The organism is Tenacibaculum jejuense, from assembly GCF_900198195.1.
GTDB classification, from domain to species: Bacteria; Bacteroidota; Bacteroidia; order Flavobacteriales; family Flavobacteriaceae; genus Polaribacter; species Polaribacter jejuensis.
In genome coordinates, this window is record NZ_LT899436.1 from 1040430 (window position 1) to 1059407 (window position 18978).

At 32.7% G+C, this 18978-nt stretch carries 18 protein-coding genes; 12 read left to right on the top strand and 6 right to left on the bottom strand.

Going from position 1 to position 18978, the window contains the following annotated elements:
• Positions 1 to 20: 20 nt before the first annotated feature.
• The 6 genes from AQ1685_RS04810 to AQ1685_RS04835 are packed head-to-tail and all read right to left on the bottom strand — an operon-like array spanning position 21 to position 5297.
• Entirely contained in the window at positions 21 to 752 is a 732-nt protein-coding gene (locus tag AQ1685_RS04810) for a nitroreductase family protein (RefSeq protein ID WP_095069948.1), read from the bottom strand.
• Positions 753 to 758: 6 nt separating this feature from the next.
• The gene (locus AQ1685_RS04815) at positions 759 to 2153 is read right to left on the bottom strand and encodes an aldehyde dehydrogenase (RefSeq protein ID WP_173862344.1); all 1395 of its coding nucleotides are present in this window, start codon (positions 2151 to 2153) and stop codon (positions 759 to 761) included.
• Positions 2154 to 2157: 4 nt separating this feature from the next.
• On the bottom strand, positions 2158 to 3186 hold the full coding sequence (locus tag AQ1685_RS04820) for an alkane 1-monooxygenase (protein WP_095069950.1): 1029 nt from the start codon (positions 3184 to 3186) through the stop codon (positions 2158 to 2160).
• 33 nt (positions 3187 to 3219) lie between these two features.
• The gene (locus tag AQ1685_RS04825) at positions 3220 to 3909 is read right to left on the bottom strand and encodes an RluA family pseudouridine synthase (protein WP_095069952.1); all 690 of its coding nucleotides are present in this window, start codon (positions 3907 to 3909) and stop codon (positions 3220 to 3222) included.
• Positions 3910 to 3917: 8 nt separating this feature from the next.
• A complete protein-coding gene (gene yihA, locus AQ1685_RS04830; protein WP_095069954.1) occupies positions 3918 to 4529 on the bottom strand; it encodes a ribosome biogenesis GTP-binding protein YihA/YsxC in 612 nt (203 codons plus the stop codon).
• A 3-nt stretch (positions 4530 to 4532) separates the two neighbouring features.
• Entirely contained in the window at positions 4533 to 5297 is a 765-nt protein-coding gene (locus tag AQ1685_RS04835; protein ID WP_095069956.1) for an alpha/beta fold hydrolase, read from the bottom strand.
• 201 nt (positions 5298 to 5498) lie between these two features.
• Between AQ1685_RS04835 and mraZ the strand changes: the two genes are divergently transcribed.
• The 12 genes from mraZ to ftsA all read left to right on the top strand — a co-directional run bounded on the left by mraZ (position 5499) and on the right by ftsA (position 18955).
• Entirely contained in the window at positions 5499 to 5960 is a 462-nt protein-coding gene (gene mraZ, locus AQ1685_RS04840) for a division/cell wall cluster transcriptional repressor MraZ (RefSeq protein WP_095069958.1), read from the top strand.
• Positions 5953 to 6852, top strand: a complete 900-nt coding sequence (gene rsmH / locus AQ1685_RS04845) for a 16S rRNA (cytosine(1402)-N(4))-methyltransferase RsmH (protein ID WP_095069960.1) — start codon at positions 5953 to 5955, stop codon at positions 6850 to 6852. The genes mraZ and rsmH overlap by 8 nt, the downstream gene beginning before the upstream one ends.
• Position 6853: 1 nt before the next feature.
• On the top strand, positions 6854 to 7177 hold the full coding sequence (locus AQ1685_RS04850) for an FtsL-like putative cell division protein (protein WP_095069962.1): 324 nt from the start codon (positions 6854 to 6856) through the stop codon (positions 7175 to 7177).
• A gap of 67 nt (positions 7178 to 7244) precedes the next feature.
• Positions 7245 to 9206: a penicillin-binding protein gene (locus AQ1685_RS04855; protein WP_095069964.1), complete on the top strand. Its 1962-nt coding sequence runs from the start codon at positions 7245 to 7247 to the stop codon at positions 9204 to 9206.
• The gene (locus AQ1685_RS04860) at positions 9207 to 10673 is read left to right on the top strand and encodes a UDP-N-acetylmuramoyl-L-alanyl-D-glutamate--2,6-diaminopimelate ligase (protein ID WP_095069966.1); all 1467 of its coding nucleotides are present in this window, start codon (positions 9207 to 9209) and stop codon (positions 10671 to 10673) included.
• Positions 10674 to 10676: 3 nt separating this feature from the next.
• A complete protein-coding gene (gene mraY / locus AQ1685_RS04865) occupies positions 10677 to 11903 on the top strand; it encodes a phospho-N-acetylmuramoyl-pentapeptide-transferase (RefSeq protein ID WP_095069968.1) in 1227 nt (408 codons plus the stop codon).
• A complete protein-coding gene (gene murD, locus AQ1685_RS04870; RefSeq protein ID WP_095069970.1) occupies positions 11903 to 13237 on the top strand; it encodes a UDP-N-acetylmuramoyl-L-alanine--D-glutamate ligase in 1335 nt (444 codons plus the stop codon). The genes mraY and murD overlap by 1 nt, the downstream gene beginning before the upstream one ends.
• A 4-nt stretch (positions 13238 to 13241) precedes the next feature.
• Positions 13242 to 14432 carry an FtsW/RodA/SpoVE family cell cycle protein gene (locus AQ1685_RS04875; protein WP_095069972.1) on the top strand — a complete coding sequence of 397 codons (1191 nt, stop codon included), beginning with the start codon at positions 13242 to 13244 and terminating at the stop codon, positions 14430 to 14432.
• A 12-nt stretch (positions 14433 to 14444) separates the two neighbouring features.
• Positions 14445 to 15533: an undecaprenyldiphospho-muramoylpentapeptide beta-N-acetylglucosaminyltransferase gene (murG, locus tag AQ1685_RS04880; protein ID WP_095069974.1), complete on the top strand. Its 1089-nt coding sequence runs from the start codon at positions 14445 to 14447 to the stop codon at positions 15531 to 15533.
• Positions 15533 to 16879, top strand: coding sequence for a UDP-N-acetylmuramate--L-alanine ligase (gene murC, locus AQ1685_RS04885; RefSeq protein ID WP_095069976.1), 1347 nt, complete (start codon positions 15533 to 15535; stop codon positions 16877 to 16879). Before murG ends, murC begins: the two co-directional genes overlap by 1 nt.
• Positions 16879 to 17622, top strand: coding sequence for a cell division protein FtsQ/DivIB (locus tag AQ1685_RS04890; RefSeq protein WP_231970251.1), 744 nt, complete (start codon positions 16879 to 16881; stop codon positions 17620 to 17622). The genes murC and AQ1685_RS04890 overlap by 1 nt, the downstream gene beginning before the upstream one ends.
• Positions 17609 to 18955: a cell division protein FtsA gene (ftsA, locus tag AQ1685_RS04895; RefSeq protein ID WP_095069980.1), complete on the top strand. Its 1347-nt coding sequence runs from the start codon at positions 17609 to 17611 to the stop codon at positions 18953 to 18955. Before AQ1685_RS04890 ends, ftsA begins: the two co-directional genes overlap by 14 nt.
• The last annotated feature ends 23 nt before the right edge of the window (positions 18956 to 18978 follow it).

Sequence of the window (18978 nt, forward strand, 5' to 3'; positions counted from 1 at the left end):
TGTTTTTGCAAAAGTAGTTTTTAAATTTCTTTATAAACTTCTTCAAACGGAATTCTAAATCGTTTTCCATAAACACCTTCTGGCTTTCGTATACCACAAGAAATAATCATGTTGATTTCCGCACCTAAAGGTAAGCCTAAAACTTTTTTAACACGCCAAGTGTCAGATCCTTCCATTGGACATGTATCATACCCTTCGCCAGCCATACTCAACATAAAAGTTTGAGCTGCTAACCCAGCACTTTTATGTGCTACTAAACGCATGTCTTTACTTCTCACTTCACGATAAATAGGTTTGAATAATCCTGTTATTAAAACTGTTAAATATTTAAAAAAACCAAAAATCCCTAAAAAATCATTGTATACAAATGGAATTAGTTTTTTATAATAGTTCTTCGCAAATTTTTCTCTACTAGATTGTTTCGTTTTTGGTTTAGGAGGATAAACTTTATCTAAATATTCTAAATTTGCTTTTGCTCTTTTTCTCCATAAATCTTTGCGTACCGTAACAATAACAAGTTGTTGAGCTGTTTTAGCGGCATTCTGATTAAAACATAAAGGAATAATTTTATCAATCACAGATTGAGATGTAATGTGATAAAATTCCCATAGCTGCATGTTACTGCTATTTGGAGCTAAAGTTGCTTGTTCGATACATTTTTTTACAGTTGAAGCTTTAATTTTTTGTTCGCTATCGTATACACGAACAGATCTTCTATATTCTATAGCTTGTTGAACAGTTTTTTGATTCATAATTTACTATCCGAATTTTAATAAAGTCTTTAATTGCTTTAATTTTCCTTTATATGGTGCGTATCGTGTTGGTACATCTAACCAGTTTCCACGTGTAACTACACCTTTTTTATGAGAAAAAGTCTCAAAGGTTTGTTTTCCGTGATAACTTCCAGTACCACTTTCTCCAACTCCTCCAAAAGGTATATTATGATTTGCAAAATGAACCGTTGTATCATTAATAGTTCCACCACCAAAAGAATAACGTTGAATCATTTTTTTAGCAAAAGATTTGTTCCCAGAGAATACATAAAAAGCTAGAGGTTTATCATAATTGGTAATAATTTTCTCTAAATCATTTTCTGTTTCATAGGAAATGACTGGCAGAATCGGACCAAAAATTTCTTCCTGCATTACATTACTACTTAAATCAGGTTCATCTATAAGAGTTGGCGCTATGTAACAATCTTCACGATCAGTTTGTCCTCCTGTGAGTAACGACTCATTTTCAATCATTTTATTCAAACGATCAAAGTTTTTCGTATTTACAATTCTTGGGAAATCATTTGACGTTTTTGGATTTTTTCCATAAGCTTTTTCAATTTCAGAAATAAAAGCCTTTGTGAATTGATCTTTTACTTTTTTATGAATCAATAGATAATCTGGTGCAATACAGGTTTGTCCTCCGTTTAAAAACTTACCCCAAACAATTCGTTTAGCAGCTAATTTAATTTTAGCTGTTTCATCTACTATACATGGACTTTTTCCTCCAAGTTCTAAGGTAACTGGAGTTATGTGTTCAGCAGCAGCTTTGGCGACAATTCTTCCGACTGGCACACTTCCCGTAAAGAAAATATAATTCCATCTTTGTGCTAGTAACTCTTGAGTTTCAGGGATTCCTCCTTCAATAACAGCCACATGTTTCTTATCAAAAACAGATTCAATAATTTCTTTAGTAATTGTACTAGTATGAGGTGTTAATTCAGAGGGTTTTAAGACTACGGTGTTTCCAGCTGCTACAGCCCCAACCAAAGGAGAAAAAGCAAGTTGATATGGATAATTCCATGGAGCAATAATTAAAGTAGTTCCGTAAGGTTCGGGGTGAATTTTTGCAGAAGAAGGAAAGTTTAACAATGCAGGAAAAACACGTCTTGGTTTCGACCATGATTTTACATTTTTAATCATCATTTTTAATTCAGAAATAACAATTCCTGTTTCGGTCATTACACCTTCATATTCCGATTTTTTAAAATCATTGTGTAATGCTTTCAAAATATCATTTTCACGTTTTGTGATTTCCTTTAGTAACTTTTGTAAACTATTTTTTCTGAAAGAAATATCTTTAGTTTGTTGAGTCGCAAAAAAATGACGTTGCTCCTGAATAATTTCAGGAATTACTTCAGTAGTTACTGTATTGATCATAAAATTATATTTCTTGTAGTTTTTTATTCATTAGCATAAACCAAACAGGAGGGATGAGTGATAAAAGCATCATTCCTGGATAACCCGTCGGCATTTGAGGACTTTCTGGAAGTGATTTTAAAATCTGATAATGTTTACTTCCATTGTAGTGATGGTCTGAGTGTCTTGATAAATTAAATAAAACAAGTTTACCAATAACATGGTTCGAATTCCAAGAATGTTTGTGTTTAACACGTTCGTATCGACCAAATTTATTTTTTTCACGTAGTAATCCGTAATGTTCTATATAATTTACAGTTTCTAATAGAGAAATGCCTATCACGGCAGCTATTAAAAAGTAGTAAGTAACAGTTACACCAAAAGAAAAATAAATACTGCCGATTAGAGCAATATGTGCTAAAGTGTAAATAATCATTCTGTTTTGATGGTGAAACCAATTTCTATTAGATGTTTTCAATCTTTTATTTTCAATTTTCCAAGCTTCAAAGTAACTCATAACTTGAGATCTTATCCAAAATATGTAGATAAGCTCATTTTTTCTAGCAGTAGCAGCATCTTCAGGAGTAGCAACATTAAAGTGATGGCCAGCATTATGATAAGGTAAAAAATGAGTTTCTAAAGATGTTAATAATAAAACTTCACCCAGCAATTGTTCTAAGCGATTACTTCTATGACCTAATTCATGTCCAACATTTATTCCTACAACACCACACATAATTCCCATAGCAGAAATTCTACCAATTAAATCAATAGTATTTTCAGTATTGTTAATAACAAATAGAAACCAGATTAAAAAGAAAATTTGAGTAGGTACAGTTAAGTAGAGGATGAGAGAATAGAGTTTATTATTCTTTTCGATCTCTTCTTGTTCTTTATTGAAATTTTCAGCATTTACCTTCAAAAAAAAATCAGCAAGAGGAACAATTCCAAAAACATAAATTAACGTAAGAAAAGTAATCCATCCTGTAGAAGTGAATGAAATATAAACAGTAAAAGGAACAGAAAATACTAATAAATATTTTAACGCTTTCATAATGTGAAGAGGAATTTGTACTAAATATACAAATTAGTTACAAGCATCCCAAATACTGTCATGAGATGGAGTAGGAGCATTAATTATAATTTTTTCTTTATTTACAGGATGTGTAAATTGAATTTTTTTAGCATGTAAATGAATGCTTCCGTTTTTGTTACTTCTTGAAAATCCGTATTTTAAGTCTCCTTTTATTGGGTGGTCTATATTTGAAAGCTGACATCTAATTTGATGATGTCTACCAGTCTCTAAATCAATTTCTACCAAAGAGTAACGATCGAGTTTTCTTAACACAGTATAATGTAAAATAGCTTTTTTACTGCCAGAAATCTCTTTTTTAAAGGCTTTAGATTTATTGTTTTTAGGATTCTTCTTTAGAAAGTCGGTTAACGTGTTTTGACTCTTGTTTAAATGTCCTTTTACAATTGCCCAATATGTTTTTTTAATTTGCTTATCTCTAAGCATTTTATTTAAACGTTCTAAAGCTTTAGATGTTCTAGCAAAAATTACAATACCAGAAGTAGGTCTATCGAGTCTGTGAACAGTTCCTAGAAATACATTTCCAGGTTTATCGTATTTTTCTTTGATGTATTCTTTAACAACATCGCTTAAAGGCTTGTCTCCAGTTTTATCACCTTGTACAATGTCACCCGATCTTTTGTTGATAATGATAATGTGGTTGTCTTCATGAAGAACTTGAAGATTATCTTTAGTAGAATACATCAGATCATTTATTTAAAATCGTCTGCTACATCTTTATTGACTTGATCGATAAAGTTCAATACTTCATCTCTTCCAAGTTTACTACTAGAGGAAGTTAAAAAATTAACAGGTAAACTTTCCCAATGTTGTAGTAATTTTCTTTTGTAAGAAAGTAATTGTTTGTTCAATTTTGAACTAGGTAGTTTATCAGCTTTGGTAAATATGATTGCAAATGGAATACTATTTTCTCCTAAAAAACGCATAAACTCCAAGTCTATTTTTTGAGGATCGTGTCTACTATCAACTAAAACAAAAGCACAAACTAATTGCTCTCTTTCTTTGAAGTAATTTTCAATGAAGTATTGAAAAATGGTTCTTTTCTTTTTAGAAACTTTTGCGTAACCATATCCTGGTAAATCTACTAAAAACCATTCGTCATTTACTTTAAAATGGTTTATTAACTGTGTTTTTCCTGGTGTTCCAGAAGTTTTGGCTAGTTTTTTTCGTTCCATTAACATGTTGATCAATGAAGATTTACCAACATTAGAACGGCCAATAAAAGCGTATTCAGGTATTCTGTCTTTAGGTGCATTTGTAACATTACTGTTACTCATCACAAATTCAGCAGATTTTATTTTCATCGCTTAAATATTATGTTCTTTTAGCCAAGTTTCTAAGATATTATTAAACTTTTCAGGATGTTCCATCATGGCAGCATGTCCACATTTGTCAACCCAGAATAGATCACTATCAGGTAAAAGTCTATGAAAATCCTCAGCAACATCTGGAGGTGTTACAGTATCGTTTTTTCCCCAAATTAAACAAGTTGGTTGTTTCATGTTAGGCAAATCATTTGCCATGTTATGTCGAACTGCACTTTTTGCAATAGCCAATGTTTTAACGAGTGTGTTTCTATCGTTTATAACATCATAAACTTGATCTACTAATTCTTCAGTGGCTATAGATTTATCATAAAAAACTTCCTGAGTTTTCGTTCTAACAAAACCTTTATCGCCTCTTCTAGGGTAGTTACTTCCTAATGAATTTTCATAAAGTCCAGAACTTCCTGTTAAGACTAGTGCAGCAACATCTTGAGGGTAATGTTTTATGTAGTATAAAGCAATATGTCCACCAAGAGAATTTCCTAGTAAAACAACATCTTTTAAGTTTTTATACTCAATAAAATCGTGTAAGAATTGAGCTAAATTCTTAACGTTTGTCTTTAAAATAGGTAGCGTATATAGAGGTAATTCAGGGATTAAAACCTTGTATCCTCTTTCGGAAAAATGATTAAAAGTATGATTAAAATTACTTAGAGCACCCATTAAACCATGCAAAACAATGATAGGTCTTCCTTCACCAGCTTCTGCATAAGTAAATTTATCTTCTTTCTTTAAAAAATCAGTCATTAGCTAACATTTGGCTAACCGCAAAAATAAACCTTTTTTGTTACAAGTCAATTTTCTTTTTTCAGAGTGGTTATATGTCTGATTATTATTGGTGATCGAATATGTTTTGGATGAAAGTGGTATAAGTTATTAACAATGTGGTAAAAAGTGGTAAAAAGTGGTAAAAAATTTATACTTTTGAATATTACTATATAGTTAATCGTGATAAACCTTATTGGAACATATGAATGTAAAGCTGATGCAAAAGGTCGGCTTATGCTGGCTTCTGGCTTAAAAAAGCAGTTGTCTCCTGTGTTGCAAGAAGGTTTTGTGATTAAACGTTCTGTTTTTCAATCTTGTCTGGAACTGTATCCAATGCAGGAATGGAATGTGATGATGAACAAGATTAATAAGCTGAATCGATTTGTGAAAAAAAATAATGATTTCATAAGAAGGTTTACAGCGGGGGTTAAGGTTGTTGAGGTTGATGCAACTGGTAGGGTTTTGATTCCTAGAGATTTGTCGGTTTTTGCAGGTATAAAGAAAGAAGTGGTTCTTTCTAGTGCGGTAAATATCATAGAGATTTGGGATAAAGAAAAGTATGAGAGTGTTTTAGAAGATTCTGCTATGGATTTTGGAGATCTGGCAGAAGAAGTTATGGGAAATATTGATATAGATGAATAGTTATCACGAGTCAGTGCTGTTGCGAGAGAGTGTAGATGCTCTTGATATTAAGGAGGATGGTGTTTATGTGGATGTTACATTTGGTGGTGGAGGTCATTCAAGGGAAATATTGAAACGTTTGGGGAGTGGTGGTAAGCTTTTTGGGTTTGATCAGGATGTAGATGCAACTAGGAATTTAATTGAAGACGATAGGTTTGTTTTGATTGAAGAGAATTTTAGGTATGTGAGTCGTTTTTTAAGGTTTCATGGAGTGAAGAAGGTAGATGGTGTTTTGGCTGATCTTGGTGTTTCGTCGCATCAGTTTGATGAAGCTTCTAGAGGTTTTTCTACTAGATATGATGGAGAGTTGGATATGAGAATGAATCAAACTGCTAAAATTTCAGCAAAAGAAGTAATTAATAATTATGAGGAATCTAAGCTTGCAGATGTCTTGTATTATTATGGAGAGTTGAGGAATGCTAGAGCAATTGCTAAAACATTAGTTGCGTCAAGAACTGAGAAGAAGATAGAGACTAGTTTTGAGTTGAAAGAAGTTTTGAAAAGGTTTCTTCCGAAAATGAAAGAGCATAAAATTTTAGCACAAATATATCAGGCAATAAGAATTGAAGTGAATGAGGAGTTAGAGGTTTTGAAAGAGTTTTTGAATCAAATTCCTGATTTGTTAAAAGATGATGGTAGGTTAAGTGTTATTTCGTATCACTCATTAGAAGATCGTTTGGTGAAGCGTTTTATCAGAACAGGTTTGTTTGAGGGTGAGCCGGAAAAGGATTTTTATGGGAATACTAATGTGCCATTAAAAAAAGTAGGGAAGTTAGTTGTTCCAACTAGTGATGAGATAGCTCATAATAATAGGGCTAGAAGTGCAAAATTAAGAATAGCAACTAAGGCATAGTATGGCGGATAATTCGGGAGGAATATATGATGTATTACGTGGAAGTTTTTTAACAGACGAGTCTGCGGGAAAAAATTGGAAGATAATTCTATTTGTAGTAGGGCTTTTGTTGGTGATGATTTGGAGTGCGCATTCTATTGATGAAAAGGTTGTGCGAATTGCTGAGTTAAATAAAAAAAAGAGGGAGTTGAGAGCTGAATATGTTGATACAAGCACAATACTAATGCGGATGAAATTAGAAAGTGCGATTCGAAAAAAAGTAATGCCTACTGGTTTGGAGCCAGCGCAAGAACCTCCGCAAAAAATAAAAGTAATAGTAAAATAAAATAATTTAAGATTTGACAATAGTTAAAAAAAGCATATTAAACAAGTTGTACGTAGTTGCGGTGTTAATGTCGCTTTTTTTGTTGGTTATAGGTGGGAAAGTTTTTGAGCTTCAGTATGTAAAAGGGGAGCGTTATAAAAAGATGGCGATTGAGAAGAATATCAAAAATGATACTATTGCTGCGAATAGAGGTAATGTATATGCTTCGGATGGAAATCTTTTAGCTACTTCAGTATCTAGTTATACAGTTCGAATGGATCCAGTTTCGGTAAGGAAAAGGGATTTTGAAAAGTACATTGCTGCTTTAACTCAAGAGCTCTCTAAAATGTTGGGTAAAACTCCTCAGTATTATGAGAAGAAAATCCGTGATGCTAGAAATAGAAAAAATAAATATTTATTAATAGCGAGAGGTTTAGGGTATAACGATTATGCGGCCATGAAAAGTTTTCCAATGTTTAAATTGGGTGTTTACCGTGGTGGTTTTATTGCTGAGCAAAAAACAGTAAGAGAGCATCCCATAGGTAAGATAGCAGAACGTACAATTGGGTATAACGATCACAGAGGAGGTGCAGGTATAGAAGGAGCGTTTTCTGAATACATGAAAGGAGAGAATGGCTGGAGAGTAAAGCAAAAAATAGCGAAAGGACAATGGAAACCTTTGAGAGATATTAATGAGAAAGAACCAGAAGATGGTAAAGATGTTATTACAACTATAGATGTTAATATCCAGGATATCACACATTATGCTTTATTGAAGCAACTCGAGTATTTTGAGGCTGATCATGGTTGTGCGGTAGTTATGGAAACGGCAACTGGAGAGATTAAAGCAATATCTAATTTAGGTAGAACTTCAAAAGGAAAATATTACGAAAAAAGAAATTATGCAGTTTGGGAAAGTCACGAACCTGGTTCTACATTTAAGTTAGCGAGCTTAATGGCGGCTCTAGAAGATAATGTAGTAGATACTTCAGATGTTATAGATACTGAAAAAGGAAGAATTTTTATCAATAATAGAAAAGTAGAGGATAGTAATTGGGAAGGATATGGTAAAATTTCTTTAGCTAGAGTTTTTGAGGTTTCTTCAAACGTTGGTATTGTAAAAGCCATTCAAAAAAATTACGATCATAATCCTAATAAATTTATAAAAAGAATGAAGCAGTTTGGTTTAGATCAGCAAACTGGTGTTCAAATTGTTGGTGAGGGCAAACCAATTATTCCTTTGCCAAAAACTAATCGCTGGAGTCCAATTGCTTTAGAATGGATGGCTTGGGGTTATGGGGTTTCTTTAACGCCTTTGCAAACACTAATGTTTTATAATGGTGTTGCGAATAATGGTGAGTTGGTAAAGCCAAGATTTGTGAAAGAGTTGAAAGTAGGTGGGAAAACTGTAGAGAAATTCGATAAGATTGTTTTGAAAAAGAGAATTGCGAAACAATCTACTATAAATAAAGTAAAGAAGGTTATGGAGAATGTGGTTAAAAAGGGAACTGCAGAAGAAATTTATTCTCCAAACTTTTCAATGGCTGGTAAAACAGGTACAGCAAAAAAATGGATTCCTAGAAAAAAGAATAAAGAAGGAAAATATGAAGGAGGTTATTATTCGAATAAAAAATATGTAGCTTCTTTCGCTGGTTTCTTTCCTGTAGATAAACCAAAATATTCTTGTATAGTGGTTGTGCATGAACCAGATCCTTCAAAAGGGTATTATGGAGCAAAAGTAGCAGCTCCTGTTTTTAAAGAAATAGCACATAAAATTTATACATCAACCCCTTCAAGTGTACAAAAGGTAACGGATTCTGTTGTAACGGCTTCCATTAGTAAAGATTACAATAAGTATTATGATATTATAAATAGGTATAAAACAATTATGCCTAAAGTGGTAGGGATGTCTGCTATGGATGCTATTTCAATTTTAGAAAATATGGGTTTGAAAGTAAATGTTTCTGGAATTGGAAAAGTAAAAGAGCAGTCAATTAACAAAGGAGTAAAAGTTCGAAAAGGAGCAACAGTATATTTAAAACTATCATAATTGAAAATAGTTAAAGACATATTATATAAGGTAGGAGTGAATTCAGTATTTGGAGATACAAATATTGAGATTGCTAATGTGGTTTTTGATAGTAGGAAGGTTGTTGAAAATGATTTGTTTGTGGCCCAGCGTGGAGTAAATGTTGATGGTCATGAATTTATAGATAAGGCAATTGATTTAGGTGCAAAAGTTGTTGTTTGTGAGGTTGTACCGGAAAATAAAAAAGAGGGAGTTGTTTATGTTGAGGTTAATGATGCCAATAAAGCGTTGGCAAACATAGCAGCAAATTATTATGATAATCCTTCGGATAAAATCAAATTAATAGGAGTAACAGGAACTAACGGAAAAACGACAGTCACAACGTTGTTATATCAGTTGTTTAAAAAGTTAGGGTATTGTGCAGGATTGCTTTCTACGGTTAAGATAATGGTAGATGAAGTAGCGTATAAAGCTACGCACACAACTCCAGATTCATTAACGATCAATAAATATTTATCGGAAATGGTGAATCAAGGTGTTGAGTTCTGTTTTATGGAAGTGAGTTCTCATGGTATTCATCAGCAGAGAATAGAAGGGTTAACTTTTGAGGGAGCTGTGTTTACAAATTTATCACATGATCATTTAGATTATCATAATTCGTTTGCGGAATATAGAGATGTGAAAAAATCTTTTTTTGACGGTTTATCTAAAAACGCTTTTGCGCTAACAAATATAGATGACAAGAATGGTAATATCATGCTTCAGAATACAAAGGCAAGCAAGAAATCGTATGCGCTTAAAACACTAGCTGATTTTAAGGCGAAGATTTTAGAAAAAAGCTTTTCAGGTTCACTTGTTACTATAAATGGAATTGAAGTTTGGTCAAAACTTATAGGTGATTTTAATATATATAACCTTCTGGCAATTTATGGAGTTAGTGAGTTGTTAGGTTTAGATAAAATAGAGGTTTTACGAGCGATTAGTGAGCTTCAAAGTGTAAGTGGTCGATTTGAATATATCGTATCTAACGACAAAATCACGGCGATAGTAGATTATGCGCATACGCCAGATGCTTTAAAAAATGTTCTAGAAACTATTAATAACATAAGAACAGGTAACGAGCAAGTAATTACTGTTGTGGGTTGTGGTGGAGATAGAGATAAAACAAAGCGTCCTAAAATGGCAAATATTGCTTCTTTATTAAGTAGTCAAGCGATTTTTACCTCTGATAATCCCAGGACAGAAGATCCTCAAGTGATAATAGATGAAATGGAAGCTGGGGTAACTCCAGAAAATTATAGAAAAACAATAGCTATTGTAGACAGAAAGCAAGCGATAAAAACCGCTTGTAAGTTAGCGCAGCCAGGAGATATAATCCTGATCGCAGGAAAAGGACATGAAAATTATCAAGAGGTGAATGGTGAACGTCACCATTTTGATGATTTGGAAGAAGTGAAACAATGTTTTAATCAACTAAAAAATATATAAAGAATGTTGTATTACCTATTTGAATATTTAGAAAGTGAATTCAATTTAACCGGAGCGAGTGTGTTTCAATTTATCACATTTCGTTCGGCTGCAGCATTTATATTGTCATTGTTGATTTCTACAATTTTTGGTAAAAGAATTATCAATTTCTTGAGAAGACAACAAGTCGGTGAAAGTATTAGAGATTTAGGATTAGATGGGCAAATGCAAAAAAGCGGAACGCCTACAATGGGTGGTGTAATTATCATCATGGCGACGTTAATTCCAGTGTTGTTACTAGCTAAGCTAGAAAACATATATGTAATCATTTTGTTGATAACAACTGTTTGGATGGGCTTTATTGGGTTTGCTGATGATTATATAAAAGTATTCAAAAAAGACAAGGCAGGTTTAAAAGGAATTTTCAAAGTAGTTGGTCAAGTTGGATTAGGGCTTATTGTCGGAGCGATTTTATACTTCAATGATGATGTAACTATAAAAGAACAATTGCCACAAGAGCAACAAATAGTTATGGAGAATGGTAAGAAGAAAGTTTTTAGTGAGGCACATAAGTCAACTAAAACAACTGTTCCATTTTTAAAAGATAACGAATTAGACTATGCGAAAGCTTTAAGTTTCTTAGGTGAAGGTTATGAAAAATACGCATGGTTAATTTTTATTCCAATTGTTGTTTTTATTGTTACAGGGGTTTCCAACGGAGCAAATTTAACAGATGGAATTGACGGTTTAGCTGCAGGGTCTTCTGCTATTATGGTAGTAACTCTGGCTATTTTTACTTGGGTTTCTGGTAATATCATTTTTGCTGATTATCTAGATGTAATGTATATACCAAATTCTGGTGAAATGACAGTTTTTGTTGCTGCTTTTGCTGGAGCGCTAATAGGTTTTTTATGGTATAATACTTATCCGGCTCAGGTTTTTATGGGAGACACAGGGAGTTTAACAATTGGAGGAATCATTGCTGTAATTGCAATTGCAATCCGTAAAGAATTATTGTTGCCTGTTTTAGCAGGGATTTTTGTTGCTGAAAATTTATCAGTGATTTTACAGGTTTCATATTTCAAATACACGAAGAAAAAATATGGTGAAGGAAGACGAATTTTTAAAATGTCGCCTTTACATCATCATTATCAAAAGTTAAACTATCACGAAAGTAAAATTGTAACTCGATTTTGGATTGTTGGAATTTTACTAGCTGTGTTTACAGTAGTAACATTGAAGTTGAGGTAATGAAAAAGTTAGTTGTCTTAGGAGGAGGAGAAAGTGGAGTAGGAACGGCTATTCTAGGGAAGAAAAAAGGTTTTGATGTTTTTGTTTCTGATAAAGGAACGATAGCAAAGAAATATAAAGAAGTTCTTGAATATAATGAGATAGATTTTGAGGAAAATCAGCATACAGAGAGTGAAATTTTTAATGCTGATGTGGTAATGAAAAGTCCTGGTATTCCAGATAAAGTAGCTCTAATTCAAGAGTTATTATCAAAAGGAATTAAAGTGATTTCAGAGATAGAATTTGCAGTAGAGTATACAGATGCGACTATAGTTGGAATTACAGGTTCAAATGGAAAAACAACCACAACAATGTTAACGCATCATATTTTAAAAAATGGTGGTTTAAATGTTGGAATGGGAGGAAATATTGGAGATAGTTTTGCAAAACAAGTTGCAGAGCAAAATTATGAGAATTATGTGTTAGAGTTAAGTAGTTTTCAATTGGATGGAATCGATTCATTCCGTTGTCATATTGCCATGATTACTAACATTACTCCAGATCATCTCGATAGATATGATTATGATTTTAATAAATATATAGCTTCAAAGTTCAGAATAGCAATGAATCAAACGAAAGATGATTTTTTGATTTATGATTCTGATGATGAGGTAATAGTGAATTGGTTGGATAAACATCCTGTTCAATCAAAATTAGTTCCATTTTCAATAACTAAAGAATTGAAATATGGAGCATTTGTTAAGGATGATGCAATAATAATTAGAATAAACGAAGAAGAATTTATAATGGATAAATCTTATTTAACGATACAAGGAAAGCACAATACAAAAAACGCAATGGCATCTATGTTGGCATCTAAATTATTACAAGTACGTAATAATAGGATTTCAGAAAGTATGTCAAGTTTTGAAGGGGCTGAGCATCGTTTGGAAAAAGTGGTGAAAATTGAAGGAGTTACTTATGTGAATGATAGTAAAGCTACAAATGTAAATGCAACATTTTATGCTCTAGAATGTATGGATGCTCCAACAGTTTGGATTGTTGGTGGTGTAGATAAAGGAAATGATTATACAGACTTATTACCTTTAGTTAGAGAAAAGGTAAAAGGGATTGTGTGTTTAGGTTTAGATAATCAGAAGATTATAGAGACATTTCAAAATGTTGTAGATATTGTTGTGGAAACAGCAGGAGCTCAAGAAGCAGTAAAAGTGGCTCATAAAATAGCGCAAAAAGGTGATACAGTTTTATTATCTCCAGCATGTGCAAGTTTCGATTTGTTTGAAAATTATGAAGATAGAGGTCGTCAATTTAAAAGTGCAGTAAGAAGTTTATAAAATATTGAAAACAATATTTAAACATATAAAAGGAGATAGAGCCATTTGGGCTATAGTTGCTGTTTTAGCAATTCTTTCTTTCATGCCTGTATATAGCGCAAGTACAAACTTGGTGTATGTTGTTGGTAATGGATCAACAACAGGGCATTTAATCAAGCACATCGTACTGCTGCTTATGGGATTTGGTATTTTATATGGAGTTCATAAAATACCATACCGATATTTCAGTGGAGGTTCTGTGTTAATGTTGCCTATAGTTTTACTCTTGTTAATAGTTACAATAGCTCAGGGAACAACAATTGGTGGTGCTAATGCAAGTCGATGGATTCGAATTCCTTTTGTGGGAGTTGGTTTTCAAACTTCAACTCTTGCTGGTCTTGTTGTTTTGGTATATGTGGCACGTTATTTAGCAAAGAATAAGGAAAAGAAGATTGTATTTAAAGAGAGTTTGTTACAATTATGGTTGCCAGTAGGTTTGATATTAATATTGATTTTACCTGCAAACTTTTCTACTACAGCTATTATATTTTCGATGGTAATTATGTTAACTTTTATTGGAGGATATCCATTAAAATACATAGCGAATATTTTAGGAATTGGAGTTGTAGCATTAGGACTCTTTATTTTGGTGATAAAAGCTTTTCCAGATGCGATGCCTAACCGATTAGCAACTTGGGAAAGTAGAATCGATGGTTTTTTTAATTCAGAAAACCAACCTGAAAATTATCAAGTTGAAAAAGCAAAAATAGCCATTGCAACTGGAGGTCCTTTTGGAAAAGGAGCTGGTAAAAGTGTGCAGAAAAATTTCTTACCACAGTCTTCTTCAGATTTTATTTACGCAATTATTGTTGAAGAATATGGAATGATGGGAGCCTTATTGGTTATTTTTATGTATTTCTTGCTGTTATTCAGGATAATAATAGCTGCAAAAAAAGCGACAACAATTTTTGCAACTTTATTAGTAATTGGCGTAGGTTTGCCGATCATTTTTCAGGCCATTATTAATATGGCTGTAGCGGTAAATTTATTTCCAGTTACAGGGCAAACTTTACCACTAATTAGTAGTGGGGGAACTTCAATTTGGATGACTTGTTTTGCTTTAGGAATGGTCTTAAGTGTTAGTGCTTCGAAGAATGATACAGAAGAATCAATTTTAGATGATAATCCGTTAGATATTTTACATGAAACCATATAAATATAAATGACGATGGAAAAATCAATAAATGTTATAATAAGTGGAGGTGGAACAGGAGGTCATATCTATCCTGCAATTGCCATAGCTAACGAAATAAAGTTACGCTATCCAACTGCGCATATATTATTTATTGGTGCCAAGGGTAAAATGGAAATGGAAAAAGTACCCAAAGCTGGTTATGAAATCAAAGGGTTGTGGATTTCGGGTATTCAAAGAAAATTAACATTACAAAACTTAATGTTTCCATTTAAGCTAATAAGTAGTTTATGGAATGCAAGTAAAATTATAAGAAAATTTAAACCAGATGTTGCAATTGGAACAGGTGGTTTTGCAAGTGGGCCAGCTTTAATGATGGCAAACAGAAAAGGTATTCCTACTGTGATTCAAGAACAAAATTCTTATCCAGGAATTACCAATAAATTATTAAGTAAAAAAGCAAAAAAGATTTGTGTTGCTTACGATAATTTAGAGCGATTCTTTCCGTTAGATAAAATCGTGAAAACGGGTAACCCTGTGCGACAAGATCTGTTGTTGATACATACAAAAAGCGAAGAAGCACAAGAGTTTTTTGGTTTAAATACGGCTAAAAAAACAATCTTAGTTATTGGAGGAAGTTTAGGTGCAAGAAGAATTAATCAATTAATAGCTACGGAACTTGAATTTTTTCAAAAGCAAGAGGTACAAGTAATCTGGCAATGTGGAAAACTGTATTACGAGGAGTACAAAGAGTATGGGAATGATAATGTTCAGGTGCACCAGTTTTTGAACCGAATGGATTTGGCTTATGCAGCAGCTGATTTTGTAATATCAAGAGCAGGAGCAAGTTCAGTATCTGAATTGTGTATTGTTGGAAAGCCTGTATTGTTTATTCCTTCGCCAAATGTTGCAGAAGATCATCAAACTAAAAACGCTAAGTCTATTGTAGATAAGCATGGTGCAATAATGTTACGAGAGAGTGAATTACATACTTTTCCTGTAGTTTTTGAAACATTACTTAGAGATAAAGGCAAACAGGAAAGTTTAAGTGAAAATATTAAAGAGTTAGCATTACCAAATGCTACAAATCATATAGTAAACGAAATCGAGAGATTAATAAATTAGTGAATTTAAAAGATATACATATTATCTATTTCATAGGAATCGGAGGTATTGGAATGAGTGCTCTAGCTCGTTATTTTCATGCGAATGGAAAACAAGTTACAGGCTATGATAAAACCCCTTCTCCTATTACTGAGAATTTACAAACTTTAGGAATAGAAATTCATTTTGAAGATGATATCAATCTAATCCCGAAAGAAGTTTTTGTTAAAGAAAATTCACTTGTGGTTTACACGCCTGCTATTCCAAAAACACATACAGAGTTTAATTATTTTAAAGATAATGGCTTCGAAGTGTTAAAAAGAGCCGAGATTTTAGGTAGAATTACGAATGATACTTATTGTTTAGCAGTAGCAGGAACTCATGGGAAAACAACGACTTCTTCGATACTAGGACATATTATGCAACCTATAGAAGCTACAGCTTTTTTAGGAGGAATTGCTGAGAATTATAGTTCAAATTTAATTCTAGGAAAAGATAAAATTTCTGTTGTTGAGGCAGATGAGTTTGATCGTTCTTTTTTACACTTATCTCCAAATATTGCGTGTATTACATCTATGGACGCAGATCATTTAGATATATATGGAGAACATCAGGCGCTTTTAGATTCTTTTAAAGCATTTTCTAATAAAGTTTCTGATCAGCTAATTGTAGCAAAAGGATTACCTATTGAAGGTTTAACATATGCTATTGAAGAGGATGCTGATTATGTTGCTTCTAATTTAAGAATAGTAAATGGAGTATATGTTTTTGACGTTAAAACTCCTAAAAATAATATAAATGATGTTGAGTTTTCTTTACCAGGAAGACATAATATTATGAATGCTCTTGCGGCATTAGCTTTAGCTGATGTTTATGGGGTGAGTTTAGATAAAATTAAAGAACAATTAGCTAGTTTTTCTGGGGTACAGCGTCGTTTTGCTTATAAAGTAAGATCAGAAAGTTTAGTGCTAATTGATGATTATGCGCATCATCCAACTGAGATCAATGCGGTAGAAAGTGCAGTTCGAGAAATGTATCCAAGTGAAGAAGTTTTAGTGGTTTTTCAGCCGCATTTATTCACTAGAACAAGAGATTTTGTAGATGATTTTGCGTTATCGTTATCTAAATTCGATCAAGTCATGTTGCTAGATATTTATCCAGCAAGAGAATTACCAATTGAAGGGGTTACTTCAAAGTGGTTGTTAGATAAGATTACAGCTGAAAAAAAACAGTTGTTGTCTAAAGAAGAAGTGGTTAAGCAAATTAAACTGGCTAATGCTAAAGTGATAGTAATGTTAGGAGCAGGTGATATTGGCTTAATGGTAAATGAAGTAAAAGATGAGTTAATAAAGGAATACAATTTGTAGTGATTAAAAAAGTAACAAAATATTTTGTATTCATAGGTTTAGTAACAGGTTTACTAGTCTTGTATAGTTTTACAAAAAAACGAAATCAACAAAAAGTTGTTGATGCAATTACTGTAGAATTTAACGAAGGTTCTAATCCTTTTTTAACTCATGAGTCGGTTAATAAATTGTTAATACAAAGTCAAGTGACAGTTAAAAACCAACCAAAAAGTATATTAGATTTACATCATCTAGAAAATAGGGTAGCGTCAAATCCATATGTAGAAAAAGCGAGAGTTTTTATAACGCTTGGGGGAGTGTTAAAAACTCATATCACACAAAAAGAGCCTATCGCTAGGATTATTTCTGATAACGAGGTTTATTATATTGATAAAGAGGGGGCTAAAATCCCGTTGTCGTCAAGTTTTTCTGCACGTGTACCTATAATTAATGGAGACAATCTGTCTGAGAAATTACAAGAAATAACGCAATTGGTGCTGTTTATTTCCAAGGATCAATTTCTCCAAAAAGAAGTGACAGGAATTCAAATACTGAACACTAATGAGTATGTTTTTACTGTAAGAAGTGGAAACTACAGAGTAGAGTTTGGTAAATATGAAGATGTAAATTTGAAATTTAAAAAATTGAAAGCTTTTTATAATAAAGCGATCAAGGATAAGACAATAAAAAAGTATAAAACAATAAACCTTAAGTATCACAACCAAGTGGTATGTACAAAAGAAAATCAAGATGGAGAACAATAAAATCGCAGTTGGTTTAGATATTGGTACAACCAAGATTGTTGCCATGATTGGTCGTAAGAACGAATATGATAAAATAGAAGTTCTTGGCATTGGTAAAGCAAAAAGCTTGGGAGTGAAAAGAGGAGTGGTAAATAATATCACGCAAACAATTCAGTCAATACAACAAGCAGTAGATGAAGCAGAAAGTGTATCTGGCCAACGAATTGATAATGTAGTCGTAGGAATTGCTGGTCAACATATCAGAAGTTTACACCACAGTGATTACATCACCAGAGATAATGCTGATGAAGTAATTAAAGATGAAGATATAGATGATCTAGTTAACCAAGTACATAAATTAGTGATGTTGCCTGGTGAAGAAATTATTCATGTGTTGCCACAGGAATTTAAAGTAGATAGTCAACCAGACATTAAGGAACCAATTGGAATGTATGGTGGAAGACTTGAAGCTAATTTTCATGTTGTTGTAGGGCAGGTTTCTTCTATCAGAAATATTGGAAGATGTGTAAAAAGTGCAGGTTTAAATCTATCTGACATTACATTAGAACCTTTAGCATCAGCTTCAGCAGTTTTAAGTCAAGAAGAAAAAGAAGCAGGAGTTGCTTTAATTGATATAGGTGGTGGTACAACGGATTTAGCCATTTTTAAAGATGGAATTATTCGTCACACTGCTGTTATTCCTTTTGGAGGAAATGTAATTACAGAAGATATTAAAGAAGGATGTTCGATAATTGAAAAGCAAGCAGAATTATTAAAAATTAAGTTTGGTTCAGCTTGGCCAGGAGAAAATAAAGAAACTGAAATTGTTTCTATTCCAGGTTTAAGAGGAAGAGAACCTAAAGAGATTACCTTAAAGAATCTTTCAAAAATAATTCACGCAAGAGTTCAAGAAATTATTGAACATGTGTATTTAGAAATTAAAAATTACGGACACGAAACTCAAAAAGGAAAATTAATTGCAGGAATTGTTTTAACAGGTGGAGGATCACAATTAAAACATTTACGTCAGTTAGTTGAATACATCACAGGAATGGATACTCGTATTGGTTATCCAAACGAACATTTAGCGGGTGGAAGTGATGATGTGTTATCAAGCCCATCATACGCTACAGCTGTAGGTTTGTTAATGGAAGGTTTAGATAAATACAATAAAGAAGAGCCTGTAGTAGTTGTAGATGAAGTAGAAACTGAACCGCAAGTTGAAGAAGAAAATATTGTAGCAGAAGAGGAAAAAACTGAACAAAGAGAAGTGTATAGGCCAAAGCCTAAAGGAAAATCGTTTTTAGAGAAATTTACAGAACGATTTAAAGAGTTTTTAGATAACGCTGAATAAGAGAAGATAAAGAAATATAGGGA